This is a genomic window from Bacteroidia bacterium (genome assembly GCA_019695265.1).
In the GTDB taxonomy this organism is placed as follows: Bacteria; Bacteroidota; Bacteroidia; order JAIBAJ01; family JAIBAJ01; genus JAIBAJ01.
This window is the reverse complement of sequence record JAIBAJ010000047.1, coordinates 1-26,820: the sequence shown is the minus strand read 5'-3', so window position 1 is coordinate 26,820 and position 26,820 is coordinate 1. Positions and strand designations below refer to the sequence as shown.

19 protein-coding genes and 2 pseudogenes are annotated in these 26,820 nt (G+C 42.1%); 8 read left to right on the top strand and 13 right to left on the bottom strand.

Going from position 1 to position 26,820, the window contains the following annotated elements:
- Nucleotides 1-83 precede the first annotated feature (83 nt).
- The 3 genes and pseudogenes from K1X82_08555 (at nt 84) to K1X82_08545 (ending at nt 3,293) form a co-directional block, all read left to right on the top strand.
- Nucleotides 84-689, top strand: a pseudogene (locus K1X82_08555) (putative metal-binding motif-containing protein).
- A gap of 225 nt (nt 690-914) precedes the next feature.
- Nucleotides 915-1,373: pseudogene (locus K1X82_08550) on the top strand (putative metal-binding motif-containing protein).
- A gap of 960 nt (nt 1,374-2,333) precedes the next feature.
- Nucleotides 2,334-3,293, top strand: coding sequence for a T9SS type A sorting domain-containing protein (locus K1X82_08545; protein ID MBX7182147.1), 960 nt, complete (start codon nt 2,334-2,336; stop codon nt 3,291-3,293).
- Nucleotides 3,294-4,129: 836 nt separating this feature from the next.
- On the opposite strand, the gene K1X82_08540 is transcribed toward K1X82_08545, so the two are convergent.
- From K1X82_08540 to K1X82_08495, 10 genes are all read right to left on the bottom strand, one after another.
- Nucleotides 4,130-5,302, bottom strand: a complete 1,173-nt coding sequence (locus tag K1X82_08540; protein MBX7182146.1) for a proline dehydrogenase family protein — start codon at nt 5,300-5,302, stop codon at nt 4,130-4,132.
- Nucleotides 5,303-5,825: 523 nt separating this feature from the next.
- Nucleotides 5,826-6,335: a hypothetical protein gene (locus K1X82_08535; protein MBX7182145.1), complete on the bottom strand. Its 510-nt coding sequence runs from the start codon at nt 6,333-6,335 to the stop codon at nt 5,826-5,828.
- Complete coding sequence (locus K1X82_08530; protein ID MBX7182144.1) at nt 6,332-7,558, bottom strand: DUF1343 domain-containing protein; 1,227 nt, start codon at nt 7,556-7,558, stop codon at nt 6,332-6,334. Before K1X82_08530 ends, K1X82_08535 begins: the two co-directional genes overlap by 4 nt.
- Before the next feature lie 27 nt (nt 7,559-7,585).
- Nucleotides 7,586-8,041: a response regulator gene (locus tag K1X82_08525; GenBank protein MBX7182143.1), complete on the bottom strand. Its 456-nt coding sequence runs from the start codon at nt 8,039-8,041 to the stop codon at nt 7,586-7,588.
- A gap of 80 nt (nt 8,042-8,121) precedes the next feature.
- Nucleotides 8,122-9,120 (bottom strand): nitronate monooxygenase, encoded by a 999-nt coding sequence (locus K1X82_08520; GenBank protein ID MBX7182142.1) that lies wholly within the window; start codon nt 9,118-9,120, stop codon nt 8,122-8,124.
- A gap of 3 nt (nt 9,121-9,123) precedes the next feature.
- Entirely contained in the window at nt 9,124-10,482 is a 1,359-nt protein-coding gene (locus tag K1X82_08515; GenBank protein MBX7182141.1) for a cytochrome P450, read from the bottom strand.
- Nucleotides 10,483-10,496: 14 nt separating this feature from the next.
- A complete protein-coding gene (locus K1X82_08510) occupies nt 10,497-11,705 on the bottom strand; it encodes an NADH-quinone oxidoreductase subunit D (GenBank protein MBX7182140.1) in 1,209 nt (402 codons plus the stop codon).
- A gap of 34 nt (nt 11,706-11,739) precedes the next feature.
- On the bottom strand, nt 11,740-12,261 hold the full coding sequence (locus K1X82_08505) for an NADH-quinone oxidoreductase subunit C (GenBank protein ID MBX7182139.1): 522 nt from the start codon (nt 12,259-12,261) through the stop codon (nt 11,740-11,742).
- Nucleotides 12,262-12,277: 16 nt separating this feature from the next.
- Entirely contained in the window at nt 12,278-12,850 is a 573-nt protein-coding gene (locus tag K1X82_08500) for an NADH-quinone oxidoreductase subunit B (GenBank protein ID MBX7182138.1), read from the bottom strand.
- A 51-nt stretch (nt 12,851-12,901) separates the two neighbouring features.
- Nucleotides 12,902-13,264, bottom strand: coding sequence for an NADH-quinone oxidoreductase subunit A (locus K1X82_08495; GenBank protein MBX7182137.1), 363 nt, complete (start codon nt 13,262-13,264; stop codon nt 12,902-12,904).
- A 559-nt stretch (nt 13,265-13,823) separates the two neighbouring features.
- Between K1X82_08495 and K1X82_08490 the strand changes: the two genes are divergently transcribed.
- A complete protein-coding gene (locus K1X82_08490; GenBank protein ID MBX7182136.1) occupies nt 13,824-15,338 on the top strand; it encodes a beta-propeller fold lactonase family protein in 1,515 nt (504 codons plus the stop codon).
- Nucleotides 15,339-15,420: 82 nt separating this feature from the next.
- Here K1X82_08490 and rsmI read toward each other — a convergent pair whose 3' ends face one another.
- On the bottom strand, nt 15,421-16,095 hold the full coding sequence (rsmI, locus tag K1X82_08485) for a 16S rRNA (cytidine(1402)-2'-O)-methyltransferase (GenBank protein MBX7182135.1): 675 nt from the start codon (nt 16,093-16,095) through the stop codon (nt 15,421-15,423).
- A gap of 78 nt (nt 16,096-16,173) precedes the next feature.
- Here rsmI and rplU point away from each other — a divergent pair, with 78 nt between their 5' ends.
- From rplU to K1X82_08465, 4 genes are all read left to right on the top strand, one after another.
- Nucleotides 16,174-16,524 (top strand): 50S ribosomal protein L21, encoded by a 351-nt coding sequence (rplU, locus tag K1X82_08480; protein MBX7182134.1) that lies wholly within the window; start codon nt 16,174-16,176, stop codon nt 16,522-16,524.
- A gap of 34 nt (nt 16,525-16,558) precedes the next feature.
- Entirely contained in the window at nt 16,559-16,822 is a 264-nt protein-coding gene (gene rpmA / locus K1X82_08475; protein ID MBX7182133.1) for a 50S ribosomal protein L27, read from the top strand.
- A gap of 132 nt (nt 16,823-16,954) precedes the next feature.
- Nucleotides 16,955-20,359 carry an isoleucine--tRNA ligase gene (ileS, locus tag K1X82_08470; GenBank protein MBX7182132.1) on the top strand — a complete coding sequence of 1,135 codons (3,405 nt, stop codon included), beginning with the start codon at nt 16,955-16,957 and terminating at the stop codon, nt 20,357-20,359.
- A gap of 6 nt (nt 20,360-20,365) precedes the next feature.
- Nucleotides 20,366-20,755: a TraR/DksA C4-type zinc finger protein gene (locus K1X82_08465; protein ID MBX7182131.1), complete on the top strand. Its 390-nt coding sequence runs from the start codon at nt 20,366-20,368 to the stop codon at nt 20,753-20,755.
- Between the two features lie 488 nt (nt 20,756-21,243).
- Here K1X82_08465 and K1X82_08460 read toward each other — a convergent pair whose 3' ends face one another.
- Together K1X82_08460 and K1X82_08455 are read right to left on the bottom strand one after the other, a co-directional pair.
- Nucleotides 21,244-22,518 (bottom strand): aspartate kinase, encoded by a 1,275-nt coding sequence (locus K1X82_08460; GenBank protein ID MBX7182130.1) that lies wholly within the window; start codon nt 22,516-22,518, stop codon nt 21,244-21,246.
- Between the two features lie 214 nt (nt 22,519-22,732).
- On the bottom strand, nt 22,733-26,509 hold the full coding sequence (locus tag K1X82_08455) for a PKD domain-containing protein (protein ID MBX7182129.1): 3,777 nt from the start codon (nt 26,507-26,509) through the stop codon (nt 22,733-22,735).
- Nucleotides 26,510-26,820 lie beyond the last annotated feature (311 nt).

Sequence of the window (26,820 nt, the reverse complement as noted above, 5' to 3'; positions counted from 1 at the left end):
CTTCTACCAACTCTCCTGTTTTCAGAATGAGTTTTGTACCCGGAGTTTTAAACGGACGTACTTATTCTGTGCAGGTTGCAGCTATGGTTGGCGGAATTTGGGGAAGTTATGGCAATGCTTGTAACATTACTGTTGCTATTCCTATTAACTCTACTGTTTCTTTAATTCCGGATGATTGCAATTCATCTGTAACCTCTGCCGGACAAGTTATTACCTCAGCTGCAGGTACTAATGCAGAAAGCTATCGTTTTCAGTTAACCAATGTTGGTTTAAGTTATTCTCAAGTATTTGAAACCAATTCCAATACCTTCCGCCTCAGCGATTTTACCGGTATCATAAATGGTACTACCTATACTGTAAAAGTGGCTTTTAGTCAGGGTTCTATTTGGAGCAATTATGGATCAGCTTGTACCATTCAGGTGGCCTACCCGAACTACACCTGGTACAAAGATGCCGATGAAGATGGCTACAGCGATGGCTCTACCCTTTCCCAAAACACCCAACCGGTCGGCTATTTCCTTGCCGGATCACTTGTATCTACCTCCGGCGATTGCGATGATGCCAATGCAGCCATTAATCCGGGAGCAACCGAAATTTGCGATGGCATCGACAACGACTGCGATGGGGATACCGACGAAGGCTTGCTAACCACCTACTATCGCGACAATGATGGTGACGGTTATGGCGATGCCCTTTCCTCTACCCAAGCCTGCAGCTTGCCATTTGGTTATTCAGTAAACAACGAAGATTGTGACGATAACAGCGACGTAATTAATCCTGCCGCTACCGAAATTTGCGATGGTATCGACAACGATTGCGATGGCGATACCGACGAAGGCTTGTTAACCACCTATTACCGCGACAACGATGGTGACGGTTATGGCGATGCCCTTTCCTCTACCCAGGCTTGCAGCTTGCCATTTGGTTATTCAGTAAACAACGAAGATTGTGACGATAACAACGATGTAGTTAATCCTGCCGCTACCGAAATTTGCGATGGCATCGACAACGATTGCGATGGCGATACCGACGAAGGCTTGTTAACTACCTATTACCGCGACAACGATGGTGACGGTTATGGCGATGCCCTTTCCTCTACCCAGGCCTGCACCTTGCCCGTTGGCTATTCAGTTAACAACGAAGACTGCGACGATAACAACGATGTTATTAATCCGGGTGCTACCGAAATTTGCGACGGTATCGATAACAATTGCGATGGAAATACCGACGATGGTTTATTAACCACTTACTATTTAGATAGTGATGGCGATGGCTACGGTGATGCATCTTCTTCCATCCAGGCTTGTAGCCTACCGGATGGGTACTCCATCAACAATGAAGATTGTGACGACACCTATGATCAAATTAACCCAAATTCAATTTGGTACCTAGACAATGATAATGATGGATATGCCGAAACCGGCTCTTCGGTTACACAATGCGAAAAACCGGGCGATAGCTATTACCTGTGGCCAGAATTAACCGCAACATCCGGCGATTGCAACGACAGTGATTCTGAAGTAAATCCAGGCCGTACCGAAATTTGCGGAAACTCCATCGATGATGATTGCGATGGTCAAATTGACGAAGGTTGTGCTACTACTTCACTTGAAGTTGCATCCTGCGGTATAACCATTCCTTCGCTTTCAACTACCCTTTATGCTACTTCAGTTTCCGGGGCTCAAGATTACAGGTACCGTGTAACCGATGGTACCGGATTTACCGGAACCTATGCTGCCGGTAGCAATACCAATTCATTCAGCTTAAGCCAGGTTAGCCCATCGGTTACTCTTTCTACAACCTACAATGTGGAAGTATCGGTTAAAACAGGCGGTGTTTGGGGACCCTATGGCAGCATCTGCACTGTTACTACACCTGCCGGTCCAACTACCAACTTAGTACCTTCCTTCTGCGGGGCAACCATTACCTCACCCAATTCAGGAATTGTTTATGCTACCATAGCCGGTGCAACTTCCTATAATGTTGAAATAAGCAATACCACTTTGTCTTACTCTCAGGTTTACAACACAGGCACAGCAGTAAATTCCTTCCGCTTAAATGCCTTCACCGGTTTGAAAAACGGAACCGCCTATACCGTAAGAGTTTCTGCCATTACACCGGATGGAAATACAGCATACGGTAGCCCTTGTACCATCAATGTAGATTTCAGAACTACCCTTTCGGCTGCCTCTTGTGGTACTACCATCGATATCCTGGCCCGTTCTCTTTCTTGCAATAGTGTAGTCGGAACTACCTTTTATAGCTACCACGTTACCGGCCCATTCGGATACGACCAAACCTATGTAACTCCTACCAACTCCAATACCTTTAAAATGAGTTGGGTAAATGACCTAGCTACACTAAGAGCATCTACCACTTATCAGGTGGAAGTAGCAGTAATTATGAACGGCGGAATTGGTTCGTACGGAGCTTCATGCGATGTAACAACTCCACCGGTGCAAACTACCTCGTTGAGACCAAGTCAGTGCGGACGAATTGTAACCTCTCCAAACTCCAGTATATTAATTACACCGGTTGCAGGAGCACTTTCTTATAATGTTGAATTAACCAATACTACCTTGGGTTATTCTCAAGTAATCAATACAGGCAGTTCATTGGCTTATTTCCGCTTCAGAAACTTCACCGGAATTACCAACGGAGCCACCTACAACGTTCGTATTGCTGCCGTTACCGATGCCGGAACATCCGACTTCGGAACCACTTGTGCTGTAATGGCTAATTTCAAAACCAAACTATCTGCTATCTACTGCGATACAGTATTAACCCAGTTAAATTCAAAACTAACCTGCAACGGTGTTGTTGGTACCACTAAATACCATTTCCGTGTTTTTGGTCCGGGCGGATACGACCAAACCTGGATTAGCACCAACAATTCCAATACCTTCCGCATGACCTATGTTCACGCCTTGTCTCCGCTTTCTCCAGGAACTGCTTACAATGTTACCGTGAAAGTTGAAATGAATGGAGGAATTGGACCTTATGGTGATACCTGTGTGGTTACAACCCCTGCCATTTTCCGTTTGGAAGAAGATGCTATAGAAACCGAAGAACTGAACTTCCGCGCATATCCAAATCCATTCCGTGGCAACTTAGTGTTGGAGTTGGATAACACTGCCGAAGTATGGGTTAGAGATATGACCGGACGCATCGTTTTCCACCAAGAGAAAGCCCAAGGCGAATTGCAAATTGGCAATGAATTACCTCAAGGTTTTTACTTGCTTTCGGTTCAGGAAGGCGATTTAAGAAAAGACCTGAAAATTATCAAAGAGTAAGGAGCTTACTCAATCCGGAAACGGACATCCTGCAAGAAGGGTGTCCGTTTTTTTTTGAATACCACTAATTATACCAATTTTAATTTATAAATAGTCCGAAGGCTTTTATAAATTTAGATTGGTAAGTACCGAGGATACAAAATGTTATACCACTGTTATTTGAAAAATAGTCCAAAACTATTTTGAGAATTATACCGAGAGGAAAAATAATATGTTTCCAGTTCGCTTAGGCCTCCTGGAATCATTTATTTTTATCCTCGGCATTTGCAACATTGGTAAATGCCGATGCATATGATGTTTAGTCCAATTATGGCTTAGCCTAATTGGACTATTACAGATTTGCAATCGGTGTTAGTCCGATTTTTTCAAGTAAACTTAAGTATAAAATTGGACTATACATTTTGTCCATTCAGTATAAATGCCGAGTATACAGAATGTTAGGCCAATTTTCTCAATAAAAATTAATACCTAAAATTGGACTAAACATAATGTACATTCGGTATAATTTGGCGGGCCCCCTCCGCCTAACTGGCAAGGTGCAAACTCCGAAGCTTTGGCAAAAGGCGTTCGGGTCACGCTTTCGGCTGTAATCCTCGGCCCACTTGGCTAGCGCCGCGTGGGCCTGTGGGTTACTTGCCTCTATCGTTGCCCGAGGTGCAAAGCCGTAGCTATACAAAATGGAATAAGCGGAAAGCTAGGTAGAACAAGACAATTGAACTAACTTACCTACACTTGCCTCGAATTGAAGTTTAAAATTTCTATTGACAATTTGGGTTATTATTACTTTAACCTTTTCAGGTATTGAAAAAAGAAAATCTATCCCACCAAAAAACCAATTATTTTCCTTTCCTTCTGTCTAATTCCTTCTCAATTAGTTTCAACTCTCTTCCGGTTTGACCTTCAATAGAGGTGTTTTCTTCTGCCCTGCGCATTAAATAAGGCATTACCTCTTCCACCGGACCATACGGCACATATTTGGTTACATTGTATCCCGCCGATGCCAGGTTATAGCTGATATTATCACTCATTCCCAACAATTGGCTAAACCATACATGCTTATCGTTAGCCGACAATCCATAATGATGCATTAAATTCACCAAATGCAAACTGCTCTCCTCGTTATGTGTACCGGCACAAATAGCAAAATGCGGATGATGCTTTAAACAAAAATCCAAAGCCTGATTAAACTCTTGATCGGTCTGCTGCTTATTTGCATTAATCGGCGATGGATATCCCATCTTTTGCGCCCTTTCCCTTTCCTTTTCCATATAAGCACCACGCACCAACTTCAACCCGGGTTTAAATCCTTTCTCCAACGATCTTTCATACAAACCTTGCATGTATTCCAACCTGCTGTGCCGATAGAGTTGTACCGTATTAAAAACAATATGCTTTTCCTTATTAAACAAAACCATCATCTCTTCAGCCAAATAATCAATGGTATTCTGAATCCAAGTTTCCTCGGCATCAATTAAAATAGGCACCCCGGCCTCAAAAGCTGCATGGCAAATGTTTTCTATTCTATGCTTCACCATTTCCAGCTCTGCCTTAGCAACATCCCTAAGTTTTTCCCCGGAATTAGCTTCTTCCAACAATGAAAAACGTGCAACTCCTGTTACTTTAAACACACAAAAAGGAATGTTTGGATTTCCCTTTGCCTTCTTCACGGTGGCAATTATTTCCTCTGCATTTCGCCTAAAATCATCCTCCGTCTCCTTCCCCTCCACCGAATAATCCAATATCGACTTAACATTGCGTTTCCCCAATCGCTGAATTGTCTCCATACAATCTTCAATAAACTCACCCCCACAAAACTGCTTAAAAATGGTGGCCCTTATAATTCCTTTTACCGGCAATCCGGCAACCAAGGAGAAGTTTAAAAGGGGTTTTCCTACTGTCAACAGCCATTTTTGGCCAAATAAGGAAAACAATTGTTTGGAGCGAACCAAGTCTTTATCGGTAAGATGGCTGAATGCAGTCGCCGTATCTTGAAAATCTATCCTTTCCATGTAATCGTATACAAACCTATAGCTGAATTAAGGATGAATGCCAAGCATAACTCATAATTTTTCAACACCGAGAGCTAGTAATACCAATGTTATACCAATTTTAATTTTTAAATAGTCCGAAGGCTTATATAAATTTAGATTGGTAAGTACCGAGGATACAGAATGTTAGGCAAATTTTTTCAAATAAAATCTATACATAAAATTGGACTAAACAAAATGTCCATTCGGTATTAAATGGTTTAAAACGAATCGATGGAGTGGTTTTCAGCTGACCCTAGAAACCATAACAGGATGGTTTATCAACTACACGATGAGGTGGCGCCTCGGGCAACGATAGAGGCAAGTAGCCCACAGGCGCACGCGGCGCTAGCCAAGTGGGCCGAGGACTACAGCCGATAGCGTGACCCGAACGCCCATGCAGGTTGTTTGAAATTTGCAAAAAGACAGCAAGGCGGAAGGGGGCCCGCATACTTAGAATTTTAAAAAACAAACGAAACTTTGTGATTGACTTTTTGGGCAGACCCTAAATTAATTTCACCAAATAACCTACCATGGAAACCAACATGCCTATCATGCAAATAAAGATGATAAAATGTACACCACGGCTATGTGCCAAGCTATCCTTTGAGGGCAAACCCTGGTATAGCAGCGAAACAAGCACCTCTCGTAAGGTATACGTAAGTTTCTGCGACTTTCCTGAAAGCGTATTCAGTCTTTCGTTCAATATCCAAACAACAAACAGCAAAAGCATGGAAAAAAACAATCCGCTCAGCCCCAACAACACCAGTTTACTTTGATTGTTTTCTAAAGCTTTTTCATTTTCTTCAAACCGGCGAATGGTTTCTTCATAGCTAACAATCAATTCATTATCCAATTTCTCCAGCTTAATCCCCAATGAATCTTGTCCTGATTTAAGCAGGTTCTCGCGCTTGATTTTCAAATCATAGGTTTGACCCACATCGGCCTTTGCTTCCAACAGGATGGCAAACAGATTAATAATAACCAGAAAACAATAGGTGTAAATGCGCATCATTCAAAATCGGTGTAAAGCAAATACTTTTTTCGTTTGGCTTTGTATGAACTTAATCCAACTTGCCACGATTGCCTAATTTCTTCTTCGGTTTTACCTTCCATTACCTGCTTTTTCAATTGGTCTGTTCCTGCCAGGGTATTAAAATAGGAAGTAAAGAAATGTTCCTTATCATGGTAAGTAGCATAGGTTTGGGTGAGCCAAAACAGGTAAATCTGCTTGAGATCACGGACATAATTTTCCGAAAAATCATCCAATCGAAATCCGGTGCAAAGGGTGTCAAGATAAGGTGGATTCTTAGCCCCTTCCACGCTTTTGGGGGTAAACTTATAGTTGCCCTCCGGCATTCCCGGATAACCCATCACCTGAAAAGGGAATTCAGTTCCTCTGCCAACACTTACCACCGTTCCTTCAAATAAACACAAGGAAGGATACAGCCAAATGGCATTCATATTGGGCAAATTCGGCGAAGGCTTAACCGGCAAAGAATAAAACTGCCGGTGATTCCAACCCTGAACCGGAATAATTTTCATCTTCAACTTTGCTGCCGATTCTATCCAGTTTTCGCCAACAACCATTTTTGCATATTCACCAATGGTACAACCATGTACAATAGGAACAGGATGTAATCCAACAAAAGATTTAAATTTTTCTTCTAAAATTGGACCATCCACAAAATGTCCATTCGGATTGGGTCTGTCTAAAATCAGCAATTCCTTTCCATTAACGGCACAGGCCTCCATCACATAGGTTAAGGTGGAGATATAGGTGTAAAACCTACAACCAACATCCTGAATATCAAACACCACTACATCCAAATCGCTTAACTGTTCGGCACTTGGCTTTTTGTTTTTACCATACAAGGAAATTACCGGCAAGGAGGTCTTTTGATCTATTCCTGTTTTTACTTTTTCTCCTGCATCCGCATTGCCTCTGAAGCCATGTTCAGGGCCAAAAACTTTTACAACTTTTACACCCAATTGCAACAGGGTGTCAACCAAATGGGTTTGTCCAATAACCGAAGTTGGATTTACAACCAATCCAACTTTCTTACCCTTTAAATAAGGAATATAGAGCCAGGTTTGGTCTGCCCCGGTTCTCACCGATACATTCGATGGGGTACCCTGCTCCGAATAGGAAAAAACCTGGGCATACGAATCGAAGGTCTTTCCTAGCAAAAGACTGCAAAAAACAAATAAACCAAAGGGAAATAGATAGGATTTCATGGCTTCCTACCTTAGTTAGTTTTCGAATTAGTTGCCAAACACCTTTCTAACCAAAACGTCAACAATTTCATAAATTTTATTTGGTGCATTGCGGTCTTTCATTACATAGAAAAAAGCACCATCATCCAAAAGCTTTTGAACTCCACTTGGATTGATTTCCAATGCATCAAATAAACTTTGAGTTTTACTGGCTGAACTTAAATCTGCACGTCCGGAAAGAACAATAACAGCCATTCCGGGATACAACGAACGGATACGTTTTACCAACTCCGATCCATTGATGGCATTTACATTCTGAGAATTCAAATAATAATCGGTAATCAGAATTTTAGGAACTGCTAAATCAATATTAGCTAAAAAGTCTTCTCCACTAGCATATTGAGCAACTTTGATCTTGCTGTTTTGACTTAACCTTTCACTTAAGACTTTAACATAAATAAAGTCATCATCGATTATGGTTACATTGGATTTTTCGGAGGACATATTTTCCAGATTTGACGGCAATATTACGGAAGAATAAGGAAAGAAAAAATCTAAATTACGTAAAAGTGTTAATTAAACACTTACTCAACTTGCTTTTTTAAGGTTTCATAAGCTTGTTGAAACTCTAATTTGTACGATTGAATAACCTCTTTTACAGTTTCAACCCGGTTAATCAACTCTACGCTTTGTCCGGCGCACCACAAAGTTTGATAATTAGCCGGTTTAATTGATTGTTCCAATTTCTGCATTCCCCTTAATTGAACCAGCATTTTAAAATATTTTTTGGTACGTGAATTCGTACTTAAGGCTCTTTCTAACCAATTTTGCTTATAGCCAATTTTTTGAGCATATGGCGTGTTGATGATAGCACAAGGCGTACCCGAGATTTTAGTTGTCATCACAATGTCGCCCATCTTAGCATCAACAATAGCATTTTTATAGGCTTCATTTACGCCAGCCTCTTTTGTAGCAATAAAATGGGTTCCAATCGAAACCCCGGAAGCTCCTAACGAAATCATCGACAAAACTCCTGCACCAGATGAAACCCCTCCTGCCGAAACCACCGGAATATTCGGGAACTCCTTGCGTAAGGATGGAACAAGCAACTGCAATGGATAAGGCCCGGCATGTCCGCCTGCTCCCTGACCCACCGCTATAAACCCATCGGCACCCAAATCTGCACATTTCCGGGCATGCTCTATGTTGGTCACATCGCAATATACCTTGGCTCCGTACTTTTTGGCTTCTTCAATAACCACTTTTGGACTTCCCAAGGAAGTAATATAAAAGGGAACTTTCTTCTCTACACAAATACGCAAATGTTTATCAAACAACGGATTGGTCTTTTGTACAATAAGATTCACTCCGTAATTTCCGGGCAAACCGGCAGCTTTGGCAGCATTACATCGGTCCAGTACTTTTTCCAACTCTCCTTCATTTCGGTAATTTAAGGTCGGAAATGTTCCCATTATTCCTTCCTCCATCGCTGAAAGAACCATGGCTTCGTTGGAAACCAAAAACATGGGCGCCATAATAACCGGAAATTGGATTCCTACTTGTTCAGTAAATGCTGTTTTCATTCTTTAGATTTTTTTTACGGTAACTTCCAATCCATCTTTCATTCGTAAAGTTACCAATTGTTCTTTTTCAGGCAACTTCGATGAGGTTGGAATAAACTCAAATTTTCGTAACATGGATGAAATAATGATTTGCATTTCCATCAATGCAAAATTATTTCCTATACACTGCCTTGGACCTCCTCCAAATGGGAAATAGGCAAACTTATGCATCTCTTTTACCTTCTCGGGTGCAAAACGCTCCGGATTATACTCTTCCGGCTTGTCCCAAAAGTCGGGGTGACGATGCAATTCATACGGCAACACAATCACATTGGCGTCCTTTGGTATACGATAGCCTCCAATTACATCCTCCGATAAGGTTTTTCTGCCAATTATCCAGGCCGGTGGATACATCCTCAAGCTTTCATCAATCGCCATTCGAATGTACTTCAATTGGTGTATCTGCCCGGTTTGCAATTCCTGATCCCCACATACTTCTTTTACTTCCTGCCTTATCTTTTCTGCAACCTCCCGGTGTTGACTCATCAAGTAAAAAAACCAGGTCAATGCGATAGCCGTTGTTTCATGTCCTGCCAAGAATATAGTCATGGCTTCATCCCTTAGTTGGGTATCCGTCATGGTTTCTCCGGTATCTTCATCCTTGGTTTCCATCAACATAGAAAGCAAATCATGATATTGTCCGGGATTTTTCCGCCGCTCATTAATAATCCCCAACACTACCCCATCCAATTCGCTGCATGCTTTCTGAAAACGAAGATGCGATGCCAGTGGCACCCACAAAGGCCATGGAATAAGTTCAAATATTTTACCTATGGCAAATTCATTGGCTACATCCATGCTCTTCCTTACCTTGTCCATGTTTCCCGAAATATCGGAAGTAAACAATGCTCTGGAAACAATATCCAAAGCCAAGGCATTTAATTCATGTGCCAGGTTAAATGGCTTTCCAATGGCCGCCCTTTCTTCCATCCTGCCCTCAAAATCACGGGTGGCCGATAAAATATTCTCGGCTAATTTCTGCAGCTTCTCCCTATGAAACGCAGGTTGGGCCAATCGACGCTGCTTCAACCAAAAATCTCCTTCCGAGGTGAGCAATCCGTTTCCTAAAAAGAGTTTTAATACATCGTAAGCAAAACTCTTTTTGTAATTCTTGTTATTGTCTTGTAATACATGCTTGGCATAATCCGGATGTGCCAATATGATCATTTGCTCCTTGAGCGTATCTACATAGAAAATATCCCCAACTTCCTGGGTATACTTTTCATAAAACTCAATCATACCTTCCTTCAGCTCCAAGGCATTTTTAAATAGCCAATGTCCCTTAACAATGGGTAAGGGTTTAGGGGTGAAGGTGGTTTCCATCGGTAGGAAAGGATTTAAGCATCCAACTCCCCGGCAATCACATTCATGCTCGATAGGGTCAGAATGGCGTCAGAAAGCATAGAGCCTTTTATCATATCAGCATATCCCTGATAGTAAATAAAGCAGGGCCTGCGGAAATGCAAACGAAACGGACTGCGGCCACCATCGCTTATCAGGTAAAAGCCCAATTCTCCATTGGCCCCTTCCACACTATGGTAAACCTCGCCTTTCGGAACCTCCAATTCTCCCATTATCACTTTGAAATGGTAAATCAAGGCTTCCATGTTGTTGTAAACATCCTCTTTCGGCGGCAAATAAAATTCCGGAACATCCGCATGGTGAGGACCGGCCGGCATGCTTTGTAATTTTTGATAGGCCTGTTTAATAATCGACAAACTTTGCCACATTTCTTCCTGCCTAACCAAAAATCGATCATACGTGTCTCCCTTGGTTCCAACCGGTACAATAAAGTCAAAATCCTGATAACTGGAGTATGGATTCATCACCCTTACATCATAATCAACTCCTGCAGCACGTAAGTTGGGACCCGTAAAGCCATAATTCAATGCTAAATCCGCAGCAATAGGACCCGCACCTTTGGTCCTATCCATAAAAATTCGGTTTCGCAATAACAATCCTTCAAACTCCTTTAAAACCTTGGGAAATTCATTCAATAATTCCTCTACCTGACTCCAGGTCTTAGACGAAAAATCCCGCTCAAACCCTCCAATACGTCCAATATTAGTGGTTAACCTGGCACCACAAATTTCTTCGTAAAACTCATAAATCTTCTCCCTCCACTGAAACATATACACAAAACCTGATAAGGCTCCGGTATCTACACCAATTACAGTATTACAAACAATATGATCCGCCAACCTGGCCATTTCCATTACCACAATCCGCATATAATCTACCCGCTTCGGAATCTCTACTCCTAGCAACTTCTCCACCGTCATCTCCCATCCCATGTTGTTAATCGGCGATGAACAATAGTTTAATCGGTCGGTAAGTGTGGTAATTTGATAATACGGTCTGCGCTCGGCAATTTTTTCAAATGCACGGTGTATGTATCCTATGGTGGCCTCACTATCCATAATAATTTCACCATCCATTTTCAGAACGTTTTGAAATATACCATGGGTAGCAGGGTGGGTTGGACCTAAATTAAGGGTGGAGTAAACTTTCTCTTCCTTCAGTATTTCAGTAACTGCCTTGCTCATCGGTGGGTTGTTGGATTGAGAATGCGATTATAATTTATGCGTTAAACATTTTTCGGCCAAACATGGTGTCGTCCTTGTCGTCACGGGTCGGATCCTCCAAAGGAAAATACTTCAACATCGGAAAAAACTCCTGATCCTCCATGTTCAAAATCTTTTTCAGGTTCGGATGTCCTTTGAAAACTACGCCATAAAAGTCGAAGGCCTCTCTCTCCATCCAGTTGGCTGTCCTGAATATTGGGGTAATGGTCGGCATTACCTTGTCATTTTCTGAAAAATATACTTTTAATCGAATGCGATGATTCCCAGGCAAATTGTGCAATTGATACATCACACACATGGTTTTGTCCGGCGCATTGTCCGGATAATGAATTCCGCATAAGGTCGTCAAAAACTGAAATTGCAATTCCGAATCTTCATAAAGATACTGAATAATGTCAAAAATCTTTTCTCGCTTAACCGTCCAAATGTGGAAGTCTGCTTGCTGTTCGTCACTTACAATAGCATCTCCAAATTTCTCGGATAACTTTTGTCCAACGATTTCGGTACTGAGGCTCATGTATTGTCTTTTCTAATTATTCAATGCCGTATTGGGCTAATCTGGCTTTGTACTCCGGCGACTCCCTTCTGCTAAGTGACTCGCTTTCTACCAATTGTTGTATTTTTAATACACCATCTATTATTTGCTCCGGACGTGGCGGACAACCCGGCACATAAACATCCACCGGAATCACTCGGTCTATCCCTTGCAAAACACTGTATGTATCAAAAATTCCTCCGCTCGATGCACAAGCTCCTACTGCTATTACCCACCTTGGCTCGGCCATTTGCTCATAAACCTGACGCAAAATCGGAGCCATCTTCTTGGCTATCGTTCCCATTACCATCAACAAATCAGCCTGACGTGGCGAAAAACTCAATCGCTCCGAACCAAACCGGCCTAAGTCGTAATGCGCTCCCATCGTGGCCATAAACTCAATCCCACAACAGGATGTAGCAAATGGCAATGGCCATATAGAATTCTTTCTGGCCATTCCTACTACCTTATCCAGGTTAGTAGCGAAAAAACCAGGACCTTCAATTCCATCCGGACCGCTAACCAGCTTTATCCCGGAAGGTAATGTTTGATTTATATTTTCAGCACCCATACGTTGTTTTTAGTTCTTTCCTGTTAGGATATTGACTCTACTTTCTGAATGTTATTCCCACTTTAATGCTCCTTTCTTTAGGATGTAGAAAAAGCCCAATAGCAACAAAGCCATGAACATAAACATTTCTACCAATCCCTGAACACCCAATGCCTTGAAATTCGCCGCCCAAGGATACATAAATATAACCTCTACGTCAAATAACACAAATAAAATGGCTACCAAAAAATACTTGATACTAAATGGCGCCCTCGCATCTCCTACCGATTCTATCCCGCATTCAAATACTTCATTCTTCACTTCCGTCTTGCGCTTTGGCCCCAATAAATGAGTCGCACCTATGGTTAGAACAACAAATCCAATGGCCGCAATAAATTGAAATAAGATCGGTAAAAAGTCGATTGGTGTAGACATGGTTCTCTTTAAAGAACTGCAAAGTTACACCGCATATTTAATTTTCATACCCTTGAGTGAAAAAAGTGTTGGGCCGATCTTCTTCCATCTACCTGATTTCTTACTTTTCTATACTTTTTTTCTTTTACCAATTTTAATTTTTAAATAGTCCGAAGGCTTTTAAAAATTTAGATTGGTAAGTGCCGAGGATACAGTATGTTAGGCCAATTTTTCTAAGAAAATAAATACATAAAATTGGACTAAACATAATGTCCATTCGGTATTATTTGGCGGGTCCCCTCCACCCTTCCTATCTTCCTGCAAGTTTAACCCATAGCTGCATTCGGGTGTTCGGGTCGGGCTATTCGTTCCTAGTCCTCGTCCCCCTAGGCTAACGCCGTTGGGGTCCTGTGGGCTATCCACTTCTATCCCTACCCGAGGGTGCAAAACCAATCAACCCTGCTTCGTCCATCCATCCTCCTTTTGCCACCTTAAGCTTACTTTAAATTTTCAGAAATTTTTCATTTCCTAACTCCATATTTTTTAGATTTTTTTACCATTGCATCCTAAACCCAATTCAATGAAATCCATCTTCTACACACTAGTCTTCCTGTCCTTTTCTTTCCTTGCTCCTGCCCAACTAGCTTACCTTTCCCGGGGCGGCGCGGTGGTGGTAGTCGATATTCCTTCCCAAGTTATTCTAAATTCAATTTTAATCAACGGTTCCGGGGTGCAATCCGCTATTGCCGTTAGCCCCGATGGTACCAGGGTATATTCGGTCGACCAAACAGCCGGTAAACTGCAAGTAATTAATGCAATCACCAACCAGGTTATCGGCGCTGTAACCATTGCCACATCACCTAATGCTGTAGTTGTTAGCCCCGATGGGTCCAAGGCTTATGTTACTTCTCCCTACACCAATTCTGTATACGAAGTAAATACCTCTTCCCTAACCGTTACCTCAACTATCTCCGTTGGCAGTGACCCCAAAGGCATTGCAATCACTCCCGACGGACAAAAACTTTTCGTACCGCACGGCTCCGATAATCAGGTGTATGTAATTAATACAGCTACTAATACGGTTGCTACTACCATCGCTTGCTCCAACTCTCCTTCCTATATCGCTCTAAATCCGGCAGGAACCCGCGCTTTCGTTAGCTGCGAAGCTGCTGCTGAAGTGAAAGTAATTAATACTCAAAACAACAGCATAATCTCCACCATAAACCTTGCTCCTACCAGCGACTTTCCCCGCGGTATCACCGTTCACCCCGATGGATCCAAACTCTATGTATCCGAAGTGGCCAATGATACTGTTACCGTTATTAATACTTCCAACTACAGCATTCTGGCCCGAATCGGGGTTTCCAGCACCCCAACCGGACTCAATGTCACACCCGATGGCTCCCAACTCTATGTTTGTCATGGAATTAATAACAAACTTTCTATTATTAACACCACTACCAACACGCTCGATACTACCATTACCAGCACGGCCTTCTCTTCAACTTATTCCTATGGTAATTTTATGAGCACCTACAATGCCGATACCGTTTGTCCTTCCAATATCACCATTATTGCTGATTCTACAACTCCACACAATTGGTTTGCCATTACCGACGCCTTGCCATCCACTAACTTCTACCGCTGGTATTGGGGCGATGGTACCTCCGATATCGCTGCAACTCCAACTCATACCTATTCTGCTCCCGGATATTACAACATTTGCCTGATGGTTAAAGACAATTCAGGCTGTATCAATATCACTTGCGACAACTCCAATTACCTCAACAAAACCGAAGACCAAATGGTGAGCATTACCGTGGTTAACGAAATTCCGGTAGGTTATCCCATCTTGGAAAACCCCGATTGGAAAGTTTTCCCTAACCCAACCCAAGGAGTTGTATCCATTAAGTCTAACCAATCCAATACACTACTTAATTACCGGGTCATATCTCTTCACGGTCAAACTTTAATTTCCGGACAAGTTTGGAATGAAAAAGTAGACATCTCCGAATTGCCGGCAGGTTTTTATTCCCTGGTATTGGAATCCGAATCCGGTAAAATGGCTTTCCCAATCAGTAAAATAAACCCCTAAACAGGAATAGGAGCACGTTTAGCAGTCAACTATTTTATATTCAATTAAAAAAGGCAAAAGCCCATTTTTCAGAATTCCTGCTTTAAACACCTAAAACAACTACAATTTCACCCTTCACCGCTTTGGCTTGAAAATGAGTTAAGGCCTGAACCAAACTACCTCTAAAATTTTCTTCATGCAATTTGGTCAGTTCACGACTTACACAAACAGGCCGCTCGGCACCACAGTGTTTAATGAGTTCTTCCAGCAATTTAACCAAACGAAATGGAGATTCATATAGCACACAGCTAACTTCCAGTTGGGAAATAAACTTCAAACGGGTTTCTCTTCCTTTCTTATGCGGTAAAAACCCTTCAAAATAAAAACGATCACAGGGCAATCCGGAATTAACCAAAGCCGGCACAAAGGCCGTTGGGCCTGGAAGTGTTTCTACCGGTATGCCTTGTTTTATACATTCCCGAATAAGCAAAAAACCGGGATCGCTAATACCGGGAGTGCCGGCATCACTAACTAAGGCAGCAAGCTCCACACTTTGAATAGTATCAATAGCTTGTTGCAAAACTTTATGCTCATTGTTCAAATGAAAGGCCACCATTTTTTTCTGTATTTCAAAATGTCGAAGCAAATTTCCGCTCGTTCGCGTGTCTTCCGCAAATACAACATCGCATGATTTAAGGCTGTTCAAAGCCCTAATGGTGATATCTTCTAAATTGCCTATGGGCGTTGGAACTATAACTAATTTTGCCAAGGTTGAAATTTTTGTTGAAAAAATATTTTTTACGAATAAATTTTTATTACTTTTGCCGTCCCCAAAAATGGGGGTAAATTCAACACAATGTACGCAATCGTAGAAATCGCCGGACAGCAATTTAAAGTTCAGAAGGACCAAAAGCTTTATGTACACCGCCTTACAGAGGAAGCTGGAAAGAAAGTTGAATTCGGCAATGTATTATTAGCCGATGATAATGGCAAAGTGACTTTAGGAAGTCCAAGCATTGAAGGTGCAAAAGTATCTGCTACCGTTTTGTCTCACTTGAAAGGCGATAAAGTTATCGTTTTCAAGAAAAAACGTCGTAAAGGCTACCAAAAATCAAATGGCCACCGTCAATCTTTTACTCAAATTCAAATTAACGCTATCAACGTTAAAGGCGAGAAAAAAGCAGCTAAAGCTGAAGTGGCTGAATAATAAGTTACAAACCAACAAAACATTACAATAGGAAATGGCACACAAGAAAGGCGTCGGTAGTTCCAAGAACGGACGCGAATCACATAGCAAACGCCTAGGCGTTAAAATCATGGGTGGTCAAGCTGCTATCGCTGGTAACATTATCGTTCGCCAACGTGGTACTAAACACCATCCGGGCGAAAACGTAGGAATTGGTAAAGACCATACCTTGTTCGCTTTGGTTGACGGTATCGTTGAATTCCGTCGCCGTAAAGACGATAAGTCTTTCGTTTCAGTGAAACCTTTCGCTGAAGCTTAAACTTTTCCTTCCCAAGACCTTGGCTCAAGCCTTCTCTGAAACAGGGAAGGCTTTTTTTGTTTGGAGTTAATTCCAGCCTTACTCTCCCTTTTCTTATCTTTGCAGCCCTTTTAAAAAATCCATCCAGCAACCATGTTGTATCCTGAATATAAATCCTTAAACCTGCCCGAAATCGCTAAACAAGTGTCGGAAAAATGGAACAAGGAAAATACCTTTAAACAAAGCATCGAAAATCGCCCAGCCGATAAACCTTTTGTGTTTTTCGAAGGCCCCCCCTCCGCCAATGGTATGCCGGGTATCCACCACGTAATGGCTCGCACCATCAAGGATATTTTTTGCCGCTATAAAACACTTAAAGGCTTCCGCGTTGAACGTAAAGCAGGATGGGACACCCACGGTTTACCCATTGAATTGGGCGTAGAAAAAGCCCTGGGCATCACCAAAGAGGACATTGGAAAATCAATCACCGTTGAAGAATACAATGCTGCCTGCCGAAAAGAAGTAATGAAATATACCGATATCTGGGACGACCTTACCAAGAAAATGGGCTATTGGGTCGACCTGGAACATCCTTATATCACCTACGAAAACAACTATATCGAATCGGTTTGGTGGCTGCTGCAACAACTCTACAGCAAAAACATGCTGTATAAAGGCTATACCATTCAACCCTATTCCCCAGCCGCCGGAACCGGTCTCTCTTCCCACGAACTGAACCAACCCGGAACCTATAAAATGGTGAAGGATTTAACTGCTGTGGCAATGTTTAAAGTGAAGATAGAAACCTCTTCCATCCCTTTTGAAAATACTGCTTACTTTCTAGCTTGGACTACCACCCCCTGGACTTTGCCTTCCAATACCGCTTTAGCCGTTGGAAAAGACATTGATTATGTTGCAGTTAAAACCTTTAGTCCTTATACCGGACAGGCGGTAACCGTTATTCTGGCCAAAGATTTAATGGGTAAATATTTCCCGGAAAAAAATGCCGGCTTGGCCTTTGATGACTATAAAGAAGGCGATAAAAACATCCCTTTCGCAGTGGTAAACAGCTTCAAAGGCAATGACTTGGCAGGAATTCAATACGAACAATTACTACCCTATTGTCAACCTGAATCAGGCGATGCTTTCAAAGTAATTATCGGCGATTTCGTTACTACCGAAGACGGTACCGGAATCGTTCACATTGCACCCAGCTTCGGCGCCGACGACTTCAGGGTGGCTAAAGCCAATGGTATAGGTTCGCTTACACTAGTCGATAAACGGGGAAAATTTGTTAGCGAAGTAAGCGACTTCCCCAACGAATACGTAAAAGAAGATTACCTCCATGCCGATGAAAAAGCTGCCGAAGTAAAACGCCTTCAAAACCTTCCTGAAGATTCGGAATTTAATAAACTGGTAAAACAAATTGTTACCCGAACCAACGAATACCTCAGCGTGGATGAACGAATAGCCATTAAGCTACAATTGGATGGAAAACTATTCAAAAAGGAAAAATACGAACATACCTATCCGCATTGCTGGAGAACCGACAAACCGGTTTTGTACTATCCCCTGGATTCCTGGTTTGTGCGCACCACAGCAGCCAAAGACAAACTAATTGAATTAAACAAAACCATCAACTGGAAACCGGAAAGTACAGGAACCGGTCGCTTCGGAAACTGGCTCGAAAACCTGGTTGACTGGAACTTGAGTCGCAGCCGCTACTGGGGAATTCCTCTTCCTATTTGGCGCTCAGAAGACGGTAGCGAAGAAATATGCATCGGTTCTGTAGAACAACTAAAATCCGAAATTGCTAAAGCCAACCAATCATTAGGAATCACCAATCCGGACCTGAACGACCTACACCGCCCTTTTATCGACGAAGTAGTACTGGTTTCGCCAACCGGAAAACCCATGAAACGAGAATTAGACCTCATCGATGTATGGTTCGATTCCGGCTCCATGCCATACGCCCAATGGCATTATCCATTCGAAAACAAAGAATTAATCGATAGTGGAAAAGCCTATCCGGCCGATTTCATTGCAGAAGGTGTTGACCAAACCCGTGGTTGGTTCTTTACCATGCATGCCATCGCTGTTATGGTGTTTGGCAAAGTGGCCTTCAAAAACGTGGTTTCCAATGGCTTAGTTCTAGATAAGAACGGAAACAAAATGAGTAAACGCCTGGGAAATGCGATTGACCCTTTCGAAACCCTTGGTAAATACGGACCCGATGCCACCCGTTGGTACATGATTTCCAATGCTGCTCCTTGGGAAAACCTAAAATTCGATATTGAAGGAATTGGAGAAGTACAACGCAAATTGTTCGGAACCCTTTACAACACCTATTCCTTCTTCGCTATTTACGCCAATATCGATCAATTCCAATTTGTGCCAAACAACCTGGTACCTCTTTCTGAACGTCCGGTGCTGGATCGTTGGATCATTTCCAAATTGCATAGCCTGATTACTGATGTTGATAGCTATTATGCCGATTATGAACCAACCAAAGCTACTAGGGCCATTGAAGAATTTGTTGACCGTCATCTTAGTAATTGGTACGTACGTCTGTCGAGAAGGCGCTTTTGGAAAGGTGAAATGAACCGGGATAAACAAGCAGCTTATGAAACCCTTTTTGAATGCTTAACCACCATTAGCAGGTTAATGAGTCCTGTTGCCCCATTCTTCGCCGATTGGATGTACAATAACCTTAACCAATCCACTGCTTCAAACAACAACCAATTGTTTAGTTCTGTTCACCTTAGCTATTGGACTCCTGCCGAATCCAATTTCATTGATTCTGATTTAGAAGAACGAATGGAACTGGCACAACAGGTAACCAGCATGATTTTGTCGCTTCGAAAAAAGCAAAACATCCGAGTTCGTCAACCACTTCAACGAATTATGGTTCCGGTACTGGATCAACATTTCCAGGATCAATTGGAATTGGTAAAAGAACTGATTTTGGCCGAAGTAAACATCAAAGAATTGGAATACCTAAAAGATGCCGGAATTATCAAAAAGCGTATTAAGCCCGACTTCAAAAAACTAGGCCCTAAATATGGACAACATATGAAAGCCATCGCGGCAGCAATTACCGGATTTGACCAAGCCCAAATAGCCGAATTGGAACTATCAGGAACCATGCCTATCCAACTGGATTCCACTTCCATAAGCATCGATATCAGCGATGTGGAAATTTCTTCCGAAGATATTCCGGGCTGGTTGGTAGCCTCTGAAGGCAAAGTAACTGTTGCTCTCGACATTACCATTTCGGAAGAATTACGCAACGAAGGCATTGCACGTGAACTAGTTAACCGAATTCAAAACCTTCGTAAAGACAGCGGATTGGAAGTAACCGACCGAATTAATGTAAGCATAATGCACCATGATGCAGTAACTCCTGCGGTCAAAAACAATTTACAATATATTTGCACTGAAATTTTAGCCGATAGTTTCGACGTACTCCCAAACCTAAGCGACTCCGATGCTGTTCAAGTTGAAATTGATGAAGAAACCAAAACCCTAGTCTCTCTTAAAAAATCCAGCTTAAATTAACCGCAAATGGCAGAAAATTCTACCGAAAAAGTTCGCTACTCTGATGAAGAATTAGAAGAATTCAAAGAAATTATCCTCAAAAAACTGGATGATGCTCAAAAGGATTTGGAATTACTTCGAGATCAAATTTCCCACCGCGATGATCACGGAACTGATGACACGTCTCCAACCTTCAAACTTTTGGAAGACGGTTCAGAGGTGATGAGCCGGGAAGAAATTAACCAATTGGCCGTGCGTCAACAAAAATTCATCGCCAACCTGCAAGCAGCCCTGGTTCGAATTCAAAACAAAACCTATGGCATTTGCCGAGAAACAGGTAAATTGATCTCCAAAGAACGTTTGCGTATTGTGCCTCATGCTACACTGAGCATCGAAGCAAAAAACAAAATGGGATAGTCTCCCACCTTATTGCACCTAATACCTTCTTTCAAGGCTCACCTCATCGTGAGCCTTTTTTTATTCCTGTCGGTTTCATTGACTATTTCAATAACTATTCCATGAACTCTAATGTAGCTACTAATACTGAATGGACATTATGTTTAGTCCAATTTCATGTATTAATTTTATTTGAAAAAATTGGCCTAACATTCTGTATCCTCGGTACTTACCAATCTAAATTTATAAATTGCCTTTGGACTATTTATAAATTAAAATTGGTATAAGGTTCAGAAAATGGTAGGCCGTACGAATTTGCACCCCGGGCAACGATTGAGGCAAGTAGCCCACAGGAGCACGCGGCGCTAGCCAAGTGCTGCGAGGACTACAGCCGAAAGCGTGACCCGAACGCCCATTGCAATTTAGCTGGAAGTTGGCATAATACTTTTTGGGCGGAGGGGGCCCGCCAAAGTATCCTTACTAATAAAATAAAAGGCAATTGCTCTTCTCTAAGTCTGTGGAACGCTTACAATTTGAATGGTTTCGCCGGCCTTGCTCTCCAACAGTTGAACTTTGCCCGCCAACAGCCGATTTAAGGTGCTTTGATTGTAATAACGTATGGTCAACAACTCCACTCCTTCCCGAACTGTAATGTTATAGGTTTTCTCCAGCTCGGCCAACAAACCGGGTAGTTTATACTCGTCCCACGAAACGCAAACCGAGAAACTTACAGCCGAATTTTGCATGAAATTTATCTTCAAACCGCGCTCGGCAAACAAGTGAAAAATCTCGGCCAGGTGATCTTCCATGATAAAAGAAAAATCTCGGCTTGTAATGGCAATCAACACCTGATTGGGCTTGGAAATAAAGGAAGGAACCGGCAATGGATTCTGCTCTGCATTGATGACCGTTCCGGCATTTTCGGGATGAATGAAGGACTTTACAAACAAAGGAATATTCTTGTTCCGAATGGGCTGAATAGTTTTTGGATGTATTACCCCGGCGCCGTAATAAGCCAATTCAATGGCATCTTCGAACGAAATTTGGTTTAGCATCACCGTGCCGGAGAAATACTTGGGATCGGCATTCAACACTCCGGGAACATCTTTCCAGATGGTTACTCCGGAAGCATTCAAGCAATATGCGAAAATGGAAGCGGTATAGTCAGAACCTTCCCTGCCCAAGGTAATGGTGTAATTCTCCGAAGTTACACCAATAAAACCTTGCACAACGCCAACAAAATTGGGATTTCCGTTAATTTTGGGCTTCAAGCCGGAATCAATAGCTTCCTGGGTACCCTTCCAATCGATTCTTCCTTCACGCCAGGTATCATCGGTTTTGATAAAATCCCTGGCATCCAACCATTCAGCAACAATTCCTTGCTGATTTAAATATGCCGCCACAATTTTAGTAGACACCAACTCACCTAAAGAAACAATTTGATCGTACTCAAAATCATATTCCTTGATGGGTTCATCTTCCAAATTCCAGGCAACAGCAGCAAAACATTCCTCCAGCTCGGCATAAACAGGTTCATTTCCAAGTGGAAATAAATCCTTGACAATTGCCAAATGATCTTGTTTAATTTGTTCTAAAATGGCCTGTGGGTCACCATTTTTATAAAAAAAAGCCTGGGCAACCTTTTCCAGAGCATTGGTGGTTTTTCCCATGGCCGAAACCACAACAATCAATGGCCTGGATGAAAAGTCTTGGACAATTCTTCCTAGGTTTCTAACACCGGGTGCATCTTTTACCGAAGCCCCACCAAACTTAAACAACTGCATGAATTCCATCGTGGATTAGTGGCAAAGATAAGTGGGCGAGCCCTTCCTGATACGAAGATTTGATAAGAATTATACCGATTACAACTCTGTAATTCTCAACTAAGTTTTAGATTATTTCTCCAATAACATTGGTACTATAAGGGAAGAAACACAAAAAAGGCTGCTTCATTGCTGAAGCAGCCTAAGTTAACCTAACTCAAAAATTCGAACTGTTTTATTTCACAAGTAACTTCAAAGTTTTCACGGAACCATTGGAAACAATTTGTACGAAATACAAACCTTGTCCAACACCATTCAAATTGAAATTTAAACCATGGCTTCCTGAAGACAATTTCCCTGAAAACAAGGTATTTACCAGTTTTCCGCTTAAATCCAACAACCTTACCTCGGTTAAACCTTTCTCTAAAGTGGTCATGTCTAAGTATAAATCAGAACCATCGTTAGGGTTAGGATAAAGTCTTGCATTAGCAATGTTTACCGGTCTTTCGTTAATACCTACCGTAACACTGATTTGTTTGGTGATAGTTGAATCGCCGCAAGGACTGTAGGCAGTTAAACTCACGGTATAAATTCCGGAAGTAGTATAGGTAAAGCTAGGGTTAGCATCGGTTGAAATATCATTGTTAGTTCCGGCTACTCCAAAATCCCACAAATAACTAACGCCATTGGTTGAGGCATTGGTAAAATTAGCAGTTAAACCGGTAGTAGTATTGCTGAAATCGGAAACGGCACCCGGCAAGAAAATAGTACCGGAATAGGCAGTGTTTTGAGGATCCCAATTGGCCCAGCAATCAGTCCAGTCTTCTGAACCAAATGCTCCACGGTAGTTAACTTGTTCAATGGCCGCACCTTGCAAAGAGGAATTGGTAAAATCTGAACCGGACAACAAAGGAGAACCTGTTTGAGGAATAAAATCAGGGTTCGTTAAGTTAAATGGATCGTTTACCATCAATTCGGAGTTGGTGGTCAATAAGGAGTTAGAAAATCCGCTTGTATTAAACCAGGAACTAATATCCCAGGCGCTTCCACTGGCTACTGCCAAATTAGTTGCACAACCGGAAATGATGTTGTTACGATACAATAAATCATTATTGGTTGCATTTGTTTCAGTTGCACTTCCATCTACCAGCAATCCAACAGGGAAACCTGCAAAATTGGAATTAAACACATCGGTTTGGGTGTTTCTGCGTAAATGAGCCGCACGTTTGTACAAGGAGTTTATAGTGGTTGTTGCATCCACCTGTGGACCATAAATACTAAAGTTGCTAAAAGTAGGGTTGGTTGCCGGAGTAGCAGCAGTTCCCTGACCATCGTTATCGCTTTCCAATCCATTGGATCCGCTTTGGTCAGCCACGTTTGGATCTCTCAACGATACTCCAAATTGTAATTTTCCACTGTAACCGTTGTCGGTGTCAAAATCATCGTCCCAACCACGGAAAGCAATCAAATGTTTGGCATTAACTCCCCCTCCAAACCATTCGTATGAATCGTCTCCGGAAAATGAAACTTGAATATTATTTAAGATGGTTCCATTTCCAACACCGGCACAGGTTAAGCCATTAATCTCTTGGTTAGGCTGAAAAGGAATACCCGGAAATTCAATACGTACATAATTCAAAACACCTGAGTTATCGGTAATATCATTTCCACCAAAGCTGGCATTGGTTCCTCCTTCAACAATACCTTCTCCGCCGGGCAAGTTTACCGGAGCTTTTCCGCAAAGGATAATTCCACCCCAGTCGCCGTAGTTACGACTTCCCGGATCGGCATTGGAAGTAAATACAATCGGTTGGTTTTTGGTTCCATTGGCAATCAATTTGCCACCACGTTCAATGATTAAGGTAGCCTTGGTCGATTCTTCACCTTTAATAACGGTACCCTTTTCAATGGTTAAGGTAACCCCATCTTTCACGTATACAAAACCGCTTAACAAAACCACTGCTGAATTATGCCAGGTGCTATCTGTAGTAACTGAACCACTCACCGTAATGGCCGAACTGCTTAAATAAACGGTTTGCTCCAGTGTATCAGATCCGCATTGATTGGTTGCAATCAAAGAAATAGTATAGGAACCATCACCGGTGTAAGTTAGTGCCGGAACATCTTCCAATGTGGAGGTTTGGCCATTGCCAAAATCCCAGGTATAGGTATTGTTTCCGGTTGAGGTATTGGTAAAAGTTAAACTTAATTGGTTGGCCTGGGCCACAAAGTTGGCATGTGGTAAATTTTCAACTGTTACCTGTAAGGCATTGGAAGTAGCCGTACATCCGTTGGCATCCGTTACGGTTACAGTTACCAAACCTGTTGCATTCAAGGTAATGCTTTGGGTGGTAGCACCGGTTGACCAGGAATAGGCAGTACCGGCATTTGCATTCAAGGTAATGGATTGTCCTTGGCAAATGGTAGTATCGTTGCTTGGGCTAATAGTAGCTACAGGTGTGCTAACTGCTACTGAAACCGTATCTGACCCAAGAGTACATCCGGTTGTATTATCGGTAATAGATGCAAAATAATCGCCTCCGCTATTTACACTTATTGTTGCTCCGTTTCCACCATTGCTCCATGCATAACTGTAGTTACCACTTGGGGCATTTAAGGTAAGACTGTTACCGGCACAAATCGTTTGATTGCCTGCCGGACTTAACTGAGTTGAAAAAGCATAGTTTACTGCTCCATTGTAAGCAGTATTTTGCGGATCCCAGTTTACCCAGCAAGATGTCCAATCACTGTTTCCAAATGCTCCTTTATAGGATACATTTTCAAAAAAACCACCTTGCAAACTTGCATTTGAAAAAGAAGCTCCGGATGACAATGGGGAACCACTTTGCAAAGTGAAATCCGGGTTAGACAGATTAAACGGATCAGCTACCAATAAATCACTGTTATTTGTTAAGGTAGTATTACCAAATGCAGATGTATTAAACCAGGATGCAATATCAAAGGTACTTCCCGAATTCACTGCTAAATTAGTTGCACATCCGGCAATCACATTGTTTTGATATTGCAAGTCATTGTTGGTAGCATTGGTTTCCGCCAAACTGCCATCAACCAACAATCCTACAGGGAAACCGGCAAAAACCGAATTAAAAACATTCAATTGAGTATTCCTGCACAAATGAGCAGCACGTTTAAACAAGGAATTAATAGTTGTTCCGGCATCCACCTGCGGACCATAAACACTAAAATTTGAAAACACAGGTTTGGTTACCGGTGTAGCCGTTGAACCTTGTCCGTCGTTATCACTTTCAAAACCATTCGAACCACTTTGGTCGGCAATGGATGGGTCACGCAAGGAAACTCCAAACTGTAAACGACCGCTAAAACCATTATCAGTATCAAAATCATCATCCCAAGCACGGAACGAAACCAAGTGTTTGGCATTTACCGTTCCTCCAAAAAACTCATACGAATCATCGCCCGAATAGGCAACAATAATATAATCCAAGGTTGTTCCGCGACCAACACCGGCGCAGGTTAAACCATTAATCTCTTGGTTAGGTTGAAATGGAATTCCAGGAAACTCAATGCGTACATACCTCAAAATCCCCGAATTATCATCATCGTTTGGAGTTGTTCCCCCGCCGTAACTGGCATTGGTTCCACCTTCAACAATACCTTCACCTCCGGGCAAATTAACAGTAGCTTTTCCGCAAAGGATAATTCCACCCCAATCGCCATAATTACGCGATCCGGCAGCCTCTCCCGACGTAAAAACAATAGGCTGTGTAGCAGTTCCATCAGCAATCAACTTGCCGCCACGCTCCACTATCAAGGTGCCTTTTGTAACTTTATCACCTTTTACAATGGTTCCCGGCTGAATAGTCAGGGTTACACCATCTTTTACATAACAAAAACCATTCAATTGGTAAATGTTATCGTTGGTCCACGTAGCGTCCGAGGTAATATCGCCGCTAATTGGCACCGTGGTTTGTGCGAAGGCCTGAATGGAAAGTGTCAGAGCCAGAAATAAACCGCATACAAGTTTTTTCATTTAGTCTAATTTTCGGCAAAAATCCAATCTGCTTGTCACGCTATCATTGCGGCTCGGTTAGGGAATAGTTTTTATTAAGTTAAGAAAAGGTTAATTAGCCCATTTTCAGGTAATCCAAACCATCAATCAAGCCGTTTCCTATAGGTTTATTTGTTTTCTTTTTGTCATTTGGCGGGCCCCCTCTGCCCAATGTCATTAAGTTAAGGAAAAACTAATAAAAACAAAGGACTATAAGATATAATTTTGGAGTACGACCAACAAAACCAATCTTATAATCCTAATGTTGAACGCAAATTTAAGAATCATTGAAG